The organism is Streptomyces sp. AF1A (assembly GCF_047340315.1).
In the GTDB taxonomy this organism is placed as follows: domain Bacteria; phylum Actinomycetota; class Actinomycetes; order Streptomycetales; family Streptomycetaceae; genus Streptomyces.
Map to the genome: position 1 here is coordinate 1 of NZ_JBLEBI010000234.1, position 8,756 is coordinate 8,756.

General features: G+C 71.7%; 7 protein-coding genes. 4 read left to right on the forward strand and 3 right to left on the reverse strand.

Annotated elements, in window-relative coordinates; translation table 11 throughout:
- Nucleotides 1–232 precede the first annotated feature (232 nt).
- From ACLU3S_RS33865 to ACLU3S_RS33875, 3 genes are all read left to right on the forward strand, one after another.
- Nucleotides 233–820, forward strand: coding sequence for a sigma-70 family RNA polymerase sigma factor (locus ACLU3S_RS33865; protein ID WP_413955814.1), 588 nt, complete (start codon nt 233–235; stop codon nt 818–820).
- Between the two features lie 163 nt (nt 821–983).
- The gene (gene guaB, locus ACLU3S_RS33870) at nt 984–2,489 is read left to right on the forward strand and encodes an IMP dehydrogenase (RefSeq protein ID WP_413955815.1); all 1,506 of its coding nucleotides are present in this window, start codon (nt 984–986) and stop codon (nt 2,487–2,489) included.
- Nucleotides 2,490–2,606: 117 nt separating this feature from the next.
- The gene (locus tag ACLU3S_RS33875; protein WP_413955816.1) at nt 2,607–3,731 is read left to right on the forward strand and encodes a GuaB3 family IMP dehydrogenase-related protein; all 1,125 of its coding nucleotides are present in this window, start codon (nt 2,607–2,609) and stop codon (nt 3,729–3,731) included.
- A 68-nt stretch (nt 3,732–3,799) separates the two neighbouring features.
- Here the strand turns inward: ACLU3S_RS33875 and ACLU3S_RS33880 are convergent, their stop codons facing one another.
- On the reverse strand, nt 3,800–4,345 hold the full coding sequence (locus tag ACLU3S_RS33880) for a hypothetical protein (protein ID WP_413955817.1): 546 nt from the start codon (nt 4,343–4,345) through the stop codon (nt 3,800–3,802).
- Between the two features lie 138 nt (nt 4,346–4,483).
- The gene (locus ACLU3S_RS33885; protein WP_413955818.1) at nt 4,484–5,692 is read right to left on the reverse strand and encodes a nucleotide sugar dehydrogenase; all 1,209 of its coding nucleotides are present in this window, start codon (nt 5,690–5,692) and stop codon (nt 4,484–4,486) included.
- Between the two features lie 280 nt (nt 5,693–5,972).
- Here ACLU3S_RS33885 and ACLU3S_RS33890 point away from each other — a divergent pair, with 280 nt between their 5' ends.
- Nucleotides 5,973–7,679, forward strand: a complete 1,707-nt coding sequence (locus ACLU3S_RS33890) for a glycerol-3-phosphate dehydrogenase/oxidase (protein ID WP_413955819.1) — start codon at nt 5,973–5,975, stop codon at nt 7,677–7,679.
- A 123-nt stretch (nt 7,680–7,802) separates the two neighbouring features.
- Here the strand turns inward: ACLU3S_RS33890 and ACLU3S_RS33895 are convergent.
- Nucleotides 7,803–8,756, reverse strand: a 954-nt coding sequence (locus tag ACLU3S_RS33895) for a serine hydrolase domain-containing protein (protein ID WP_413955820.1), incomplete at its 5' end; no start/stop codon positions are given.

An 8,756-nucleotide genomic window follows, 5' to 3' on the forward strand; every position in this document is an offset into this window, starting at 1 on the left:
GCACCCGTCGTACACGCCGGCGGGCGCTGCGCACGGTGGCCCGCCGGACGCGCGCTGCTCGTTTCGGCGCGGATGCCGCATCCTTGGAGTTGTGGAGTCTCTCGGGGACGAGTCTGTCGAGCGGAAGGGGAGGGCGCAGGGAATGAGTGCCGGCGCACCTGCTCATAACGCTTCGGTGCACAACGGTGAGCACGATGCGACGGACCGGACGGCCGCAAGGCACCATGGAGCGATGCGCGACGAGGAGGCGGGCACGGCCCAGGGGGCGATCGGTTCGCTCGTGCACCGTGCCGTCGACGGCGACGCGCAGGCCACGCACGATCTGCTGGCCCATGTCCACCCGCTCGCGCTGCGTTACTGCCGCACCCGGCTGTCCCGGCTGCCCGGCGACGCGCGCCACTTCGTCGAGGACCTCGCCCAGGAGGTCTGCGTGGCGGTCCTCCTGGCCCTGCCCCGCTACCGGGACACGGGCCGCCCCTTCGAGGCGTTCGTCTTCGCCATCGCCTCCCACAAGGTCGCCGACCTGCAGCGCGCCGCCATGCGTCACCCCGGCTCCACGGCGGTGCCCTCCGACGAGATGCCGGAGCGGCCCGACGACTCCCTCGGCCCCGAGGAGCGCGCCCTGCTCAGCAGCGACGCGGAGTGGGCCAAGAAGCTGCTGGCCAACCTCCCCGAGAACCAGCGCGAACTGCTCCTGCTGCGCATCGCCGTGGGCTTGACCGCGGAGGAGACGGGGCAGATGTTGGGAATGTCACCCGGTGCGGTCCGGGTCGCCCAGCACCGGGCGCTGAGCCGCCTCAGGGCGCTCGCCGAGCAGTAACCCTCTTGGGTGAAGCCTCCGCAACTTCCTCGGTGAACGCTCACGCTTCCGTTTTCGTACGAACATATGAAGCCCGAAGCGAGCCCGTACCGTGGAATTCGCTAGCGAAGCTTGCCGTTAGCATGGACATCCGCACCGATCAAGGCCATTTGGGGAAGGTGTCATGACTGCCAACGTCGACGGAGTGCCCGGAAAATTCGCAACCCTCGGGCTGACCTACGACGACGTGCTGCTGCTGCCGGGCGCATCCGAGGTGCTCCCCAACGCGGTCGACACCTCGTCCCGCATCTCCCGCAACGTCCGGGTGAACATCCCGCTGCTCTCGGCGGCGATGGACAAGGTGACCGAGTCCCGCATGGCCATCGCGATGGCCCGGCTGGGCGGTGTCGGCGTGCTGCACCGCAACCTGTCCATCGAGGACCAGGCCAACCAGGTCGACCTGGTGAAGCGGTCGGAGTCCGGCATGGTCACCGACCCGATCACGGTGCACCCGGAGGCCACCCTCGCCGAGGCGGACGCGCTGTGCGCCAAGTTCCGCATCAGCGGCGTCCCGGTCACCGACCCGGCCGGCAAGCTGCTCGGCATCGTGACCAACCGTGACATGGCGTTCGAGAGCGACCGCACCCGCCGCGTGCACGAGGTCATGACCCCGATGCCGCTGGTCACGGGCAAGGTCGGCATCTCCGGCCCCGAGGCCATGGAGCTGCTGCGCAAGCACAAGATCGAGAAGCTGCCGCTGGTGGACGACGCGGGTGTCCTGAAGGGCCTGATCACGGTCAAGGACTTCGTCAAGGCCGAGAAGTACCCCAATGCCGCGAAGGACGCCGAGGGCCGCCTGCTCGTCGGCGCCGCGGTCGGCGCCAGCCCCGAGGCGCTGGAGCGGGCCCAGGCGCTCGCCGAGGCCGGTGCGGACTTCCTGGTCGTCGACACCTCGCACGGCCACAACAGCAACGCCCTGAGCTGGATGTCCAAGATCAAGTCGAGCGTGAACGTCGACGTGGTCGGCGGCAACGTCGCCACGCGCGACGGCGCCCAGGCGCTGATCGACGCCGGTGTGGACGGCATCAAGGTGGGTGTGGGCCCGGGCTCCATCTGCACGACGCGCGTCGTCGCCGGCATCGGCGTCCCCCAGGTCACCGCGATCTACGAGGCGTCCCTCGCGGCCCGTCCCGCCGGCATCCCGCTGATCGGCGACGGCGGCCTGCAGTACTCCGGTGACATCGGCAAGGCGCTGGCCGCCGGCGCCGACACGGTGATGCTGGGCAGCCTCCTCGCCGGCTGCGAGGAGTCCCCGGGCGAGCTGCTCTTCATCAACGGCAAGCAGTTCAAGTCGTACCGCGGCATGGGCTCGCTGGGCGCCATGCAGTCCCGCGGCCAGGGCAAGTCGTACTCGAAGGACCGCTACTTCCAGGCCGACGTGACCGCCGACGAGAAGCTCGTGCCCGAGGGCGTCGAGGGCCAGGTCCCCTACCGCGGTCCGCTCGCCAACGTCCTGCACCAGCTCGTCGGCGGGCTGCGCCAGACCATGGGCTACGTCGGCGCCGCCACCATCGCGGAGATGGAGTCCAAGGGCCGCTTCGTGCGCATCACCTCGGCGGGCCTGAAGGAGTCCCACCCGCACGACATCCAGATGACGGTCGAGGCGCCGAACTACAGCACCAAGCAGTGACCCCCACGCGCGCGTGAGGCCCGCACGACGGCGGTCCCGGAGCATCCGGGGCCGCCGTTGTCGTACCCGTCGGCGATACTGGAAGGCGCTGAAACGCATAGGGAAAGGCCTAGAGACGTGACTGAGATCGAGATCGGGCGCGGCAAGCGCGGCCGCCGGGCTTACGCCTTCGACGACATCGCCGTCGTCCCCAGCCGCCGTACGCGGGACCCGAAGGAGGTCTCGATCGCCTGGCAGATCGACGCCTACCGCTTCGAGCTGCCGTTCCTGGCCGCCCCCATGGACTCCGTCGTCTCCCCGGCCACCGCGATCCGCATCGGCGAGCTGGGCGGCCTCGGCGTGCTCAACCTCGAGGGCCTGTGGACGCGGTACGAGGACCCGCAGCCGCTGCTGGACGAGATCGCCGGGCTGCCCGCCGAGCAGGCGACGCGCCGCCTGCAGGAGATCTACGCGGCGCCGATCAAGGAGGAGCTGATCGGCGCCCGCATCAAGGAGGTGCGCGACTCCGGCGTGGTCACGGCGGCCGCGCTCTCCCCGCAGCGCACCGCCCAGTTCTCCAAGGCGGTCGTGGACGCGGGCGTGGACATCTTCGTCATCCGCGGCACGACGGTCTCGGCGGAGCACGTGTCGTCCTCGCACGAGCCGCTGAACCTGAAGCAGTTCATCTACGAGCTGGACGTCCCGGTGATCGTCGGCGGCTGCGCGACGTACACCGCCGCCCTGCACCTGATGCGCACCGGCGCGGCCGGCGTCCTGGTCGGCTTCGGCGGCGGCGCCGCGCACACCACGCGCAACGTGCTCGGCATCCAGGTCCCGATGGCGACGGCCGTCGCCGACGTCGCCGCGGCCCGCCGCGACTACATGGACGAGTCGGGCGGCCGGTATGTGCACGTGATCGCGGACGGCGGCGTCGGCTGGTCCGGCGACCTCCCCAAGGCGATCGCCTGCGGCGCCGACGCGGTGATGATGGGCTCCCCGCTGGCCCGTGCCACGGACGCGCCCGGCAAGGGCCACCACTGGGGCATGGAGGCGGTCAACGAGGAGCTGCCCCGCGGCCAGAAGGTCGACCTGGGCACGGTGGGCACGATCGAGGAGGTCCTCACGGGCCCGTCCCACACCCCGGACGGCTCGATGAACTTCTTCGGCGCCCTGCGCCGCGCCATGGCCACCACCGGCTACAGCGAGCTGAAGGAGTTCCAGCGGGTCGAGGTGACCGTCGCGGACAGCCAGCACAAGCGCTGACGCACGAACCGTGTGAAGGGGCCTGGGCCACCGCAGCAGCGGTGCCGGGCCCCTTCACACGGTCCGCGTCAGTGGGCGGCCTTCCTCGTGGCCGAGAACGCGGCGAACCCGGCGAGCGCGAAGAACAGGAAGGTGAGCGGGTCGGAGTCCGCCTTCCACGCCTTCTGGACCACGCTGAAGTGGTCGAAGAAGACCTGGGTGAAGCTCAGACCGGTCGCCTTGGCACCGATCATGGCCTCACCGACGAGCTGGCCGAAGTAGACGGAGGCGAGAGCCAGGACGATGGCGGCGATCGGCAGGACCGGGTTGCGGCCGCCGGCCTTGCCCGCCGCCAGACCGATGACGAAGCCGACGCCCACGGCGGCGTAGCCGATCTCGTGCTTGGTCACGCCGATGACGACGCCGTACAGCGCGGCGGCGAGGACGGCGGCACCCAGCGCGGCGACCAGGCCGACGACGAGATTGTTCCGGGCCGGCGCGACCGGGGCCGGCGCCGGCGCGAAGGCGCCCGGCTGCGGCGGGTACGGCGCCCCGGCCGGCTCGTCCTTGGCGTACGGGCTGCCGTCCACCGGGCCGGACTGCGGCGGCTGCGGCGGCGGAGCTGACTGGCTCATGACAGTAATCCCCCCGTGCTGTGGCACAACTGGATCAGGAAAACGGGAAGACCCACGCGCACCCGTGTGCGGCGAGTCCGGGGGAGACTAACAGCCGGGGACGACAACGCCCCGGCCGTTTTCCTTTCGTGATCGGGCTCAGAGCCGGTGCGCCGCCCCTGTGGGCGTGGCCCCCCGGGTGTCCAGCAGCAGTTGGGCCTTCACCGACAGGCCCTGGAGGTCGTACGTGCGGTGCTGCTGCAGGAGGATCGTCAGGTCGGCGTCGGCCGCCGCCTCGTAGAGGGAGTCCGCGCGCGGGACCGGGCGGTCCAGGACGTTCCAGGAGGCGACCAGGGGGTCGTGGTAGCTGACGGAGGCGCCCAGCTCCATCAGGCGGATCGCGATCTCCTGGGCGGGCGTGCCCTGCTGGTCGGCGAGGTCGGGCTTGTAGGTCACGCCCAGCAGCAGCACCCGGGCGCCCCGGGCGGACTTGCCGTGCTCGTTGAGGAGGGCGGCCGCGCGCTGCACGACGTACCGGGGCATCCGGCTGTTGACCTGCTGGGCCAGCTCGACCATGCGCAGGGTGCGGCTCGCGTGCCCGGTGAGGTCCTGCGCGACGCCGTGGCCGCCGACGCCGGGTCCGGGCCGGAACGCCTGGAAGCCGAACGGCTTGGTCTCGGCGCAGCGGATGACGTCCCACAGGTCGACGCCCAGCTCGTGGCAGAGCACGGCCATCTCGTTGACGAGGGCGATGTTCACATGCCGGTAGTTGGTCTCCAGCAGTTGCACCGCCTCCGCCTCGCGCAGCCCACGCGCGCGTACCACCTTGTCGGTGAGCCGGCTGTAGAAGGCGGCGGCCGACTCGGTGCAGGCCGGGGTGAGACCGCCGATGACCTTGGGGGTGTTGGCCGGGGTGTGCTCGCGGCTGCCCGGGTCGACCCGGCTGGGGGAGTAGGCGAGGTGGAAGTCGCGGCCGGCGCGCAGCCCCGAACCCTCCTCCAGCAGGGGGCGCAGGAACGTCTCCGTCGTCCCGGGGAGAACGGGGGACTCCAGGATGACCGTGGTGTGCGGGCGCAGCCGCGCGCCCAGGGCGCGGGCCGCCGCCTCGACCTGGCCGAGATCGAGACCGCCGTCGGCGCCCCGCGGAGTCGGTGCGCAGATCACCGCGGTGCGCACGCGGCCCAGCTGGGCCGGGTCGGTGCCCGGCCGGAAACCCGTCGCGTGCATCCGGCGCAGCTCGGCCGGGCTGAGGGAGCCGGCCTCGGGGCCGGTGGCGTACCCGATGGTGGAGAGGCCGGCGGCGACGGCGGCCTGGGCGAGCGGCAGGCCGTAGGGACCGAGTCCGATGACGGCGAGGTCTGCGGGCATGGCGTGGGCGGTCCTTCCCAGTAGCCGAAGCGAAACAGGTGCGCAACCGCTGTGGACAGCATGTACCAGCGCACTGTCACACTAGGAGTAAATATGACCGTTATGTGGGATTCTGTTCGTGTGTCTTCCGTTGGTTGCGCTCTTGTTGTGCACAGGCTGGGAGCCCGTGGTGCTGAAGTCGGGCAAGCCGGTCAGAATTTGGGCATGAGGAGGGGGTGAACCGGGCTTCGCCCACCGGGTGCGGCCGACGCGAGCGAGTGTGCGACAGCGGGAGGCAGCGGTGAGGACAGCGACTCTGGGACCGGCGCAGCGTGCCGGCGCACTGGCGGCGATGGCGGAGCGTGAGCTGGACGTGCTGGTGGTCGGCGGCGGGGTGGTCGGCGCCGGCACCGCACTGGACGCTGTCACCCGCGGGCTGTCCACCGGCCTGGTCGAGGCCCGCGACTGGGCCTCCGGCACCTCCAGCCGGTCCAGCAAGCTCATCCACGGCGGCCTGCGCTATCTGGAGATGCTCGACTTCGCCCTCGTCCGGGAGGCGTTGAAGGAGCGCGGCCTGCTCCTGGAGCGGCTCGCCCCGCACCTGGTCAAACCGGTGCCTTTCCTCTACCCGTTGCAGCACAAGGGCTGGGAGCGGCTCTACGCCGGCTCGGGCGTCGCGCTCTACGACGCGATGTCCATGGCCCGCGGCCACGGCCGGGGCCTTCCCATGCACCGTCACCTGAGTCGCCGTCACGCCCTGCGCGTGGCCCCCTGCCTGCGCAAGGACGCCCTGGTCGGCGCCCTGCAGTACTACGACGCCCAGATGGACGACGCCCGCTTCGTGGCCACGCTGGTGCGCACCGCGGCGTCCTACGGCGCGAAGGTGGCCAACCGCGCGCGGGTGACCGGGTTCCTGCGCGAGGGCGAGCGCGTCGTCGGTGCCCGGGTGCAGGACGTGGAGGGCGGCGGCGAGTACGAGATCCGCGCGCAGCAGGTCGTCAACGCCACCGGCGTGTGGACCGACGACACGCAGGCCATGGTCGGCGAACGCGGCCAGTTCCACGTCCGCGCCTCCAAGGGCATACACCTGGTCGTGCCCAAGGACCGCATCCACTCCACCACCGGCCTGATCCTGCGTACCGAGAAGTCCGTCCTCTTCGTCATCCCCTGGGGCCGGCACTGGATCGTCGGCACCACCGACACGGACTGGGACCTCGACAAGGCCCACCCGGCCGCGTCCAGCGCGGACATCGACTACCTGCTGGAACACGTCAACTCGGTGCTCGCCGTGCCGCTCAGCCGGGACGACGTGCAGGGCGTGTACGCCGGTCTGCGCCCGCTGCTGGCCGGCGAGTCCGACGCCACCAGCCAGCTCTCCCGCGAGCACACGGTCGCCCATCCGGTGCCGGGCCTGGTGGTTGTGGCGGGCGGCAAGTACACGACGTACCGGGTGATGGCGAAGGACGCCGTCGACGCGGCGGTGCACGGCCTCGACCGGCGCGTCGCCGACTGCGTGACGGAGGAGACCCCGCTGCTCGGCGCGGAGGGGTACCAGGCGCTGTGGAACGGGCGGGCGCGCACCGCGGCCCGCACCGGGCTGCACGTGGTCCGGGTGGAGCATCTGCTGAACCGGTACGGCTCGCTGGCCGAGGAAGTCCTGGACCTCATCGCGGCCGACCCGACGCTCGGCGAGCCGCTCCAGGCCGCCGACGACTACCTGCGCGCGGAGGTGGTGTACGCCGCCTCGCACGAGGGCGCCCGCCACCTGGACGACGTGCTCACCCGGCGCACCCGCATCTCCATCGAGACCTTCGACCGGGGCACCCGCAGCGCCCGCGAGGCGGCCGAGCTGATGGCGCCGGTCCTCGGCTGGGACAAGGACCAGATCGAGCGCGAGGTCGAGCACTACGAGAAGCGGGTCGAGGCCGAGCGGGAGTCCCAGTTGCAGCCGGACGACCAGACGGCGGACGCGGCGCGGCTGGGAGCGCCGGACATCGTGCCGCTGTGACGGCTCACGGGCGGCGTTCCGGGGGCCGGCGAGCGACGGGGGCTTTCGCTGGAGGGCGACCGACGGCGGCTTTCACTCGAACGAGTGTCGTGCGGCGGGATCTCCGTTCGGGGCCGGGTCGTTCTACCCGGTGCGAGGGCAGAACTCGGCATCGAGCAGGGCCGGTTCGTACCGGGTGTCTGCGATCGCGTCCGTGTTCACCCGGAAGGTGAGGACCCGGCGGCCGTCGGCGGTGGCTGCGCTGCGCACGTAGCTCCCGGATATCCGGCCGTTGTGCCCCCACACCGTGGTGCCGCACGGGAGTTTCACCGGATAGATGCCCATGCCGTACGTGCCGTGTGCGGCGCGGGTGTCGAGCATCTCGCGCAGCCAGTGCGAGGGCAGCAGCCGGCCGCCGAGCAGGGCCGCGTAGAAGCGGTCGAGGTCGGCCAGCGTGGTCACCAGCTCGCCCGCGGCCCCGGCCACCCGCGGGTCGAGCCGGGTGACGTCGGAGCCGTCGGCGGCGTAGGCGCGGCCGTGCGGCGAGGGAAGCGAGGTACGTGACCCGGGGAAGGAGGTGCCGGACAGACCCAGCGGCGCGATGATGCGGCGCTCGGCCTCGGCGGCGTAGGAGTGGCCCGTGACCTGGCGGACGACCATGCCGAGCAGGACGTAGTTGGTGCTGGAGTAGGAGTAGCGGCCCAGGTGGGCCGGAGGGAGGGCGAGAGCGATGCGCACCGCCTGAAGCGGAGTCAGGGGCACGGTGCCGTGGGTGGCCTTCGCGAAGTCGGCCAGGCCGCTGGTGTGGGTGAGCAGGGCCCGCAGGGTGATGTGCCGTCCGTCGGTGCCGTGGCCGCGCAGCAGTCCCGGCAGGTGCTGCTCCACGGTGTCGGACAGCGACAGCCGGTGTTCCGCGGCCAGTTGGAGCACGACCGTCGCGAGGAAGGTCTTGGTGACGCTGCCGGCGCGGAAGTGATCCGCGCGCGCGATGCCCCGCCCCGCGGAGGCGTAGTGGGAGTGGTGGCCGGCGCGGGCCAGCAGCGCGGCGGCGGGTGCCCCGCCCTCGGAGACGAGCAGCGGCAGAACCGCGTCCGTGCC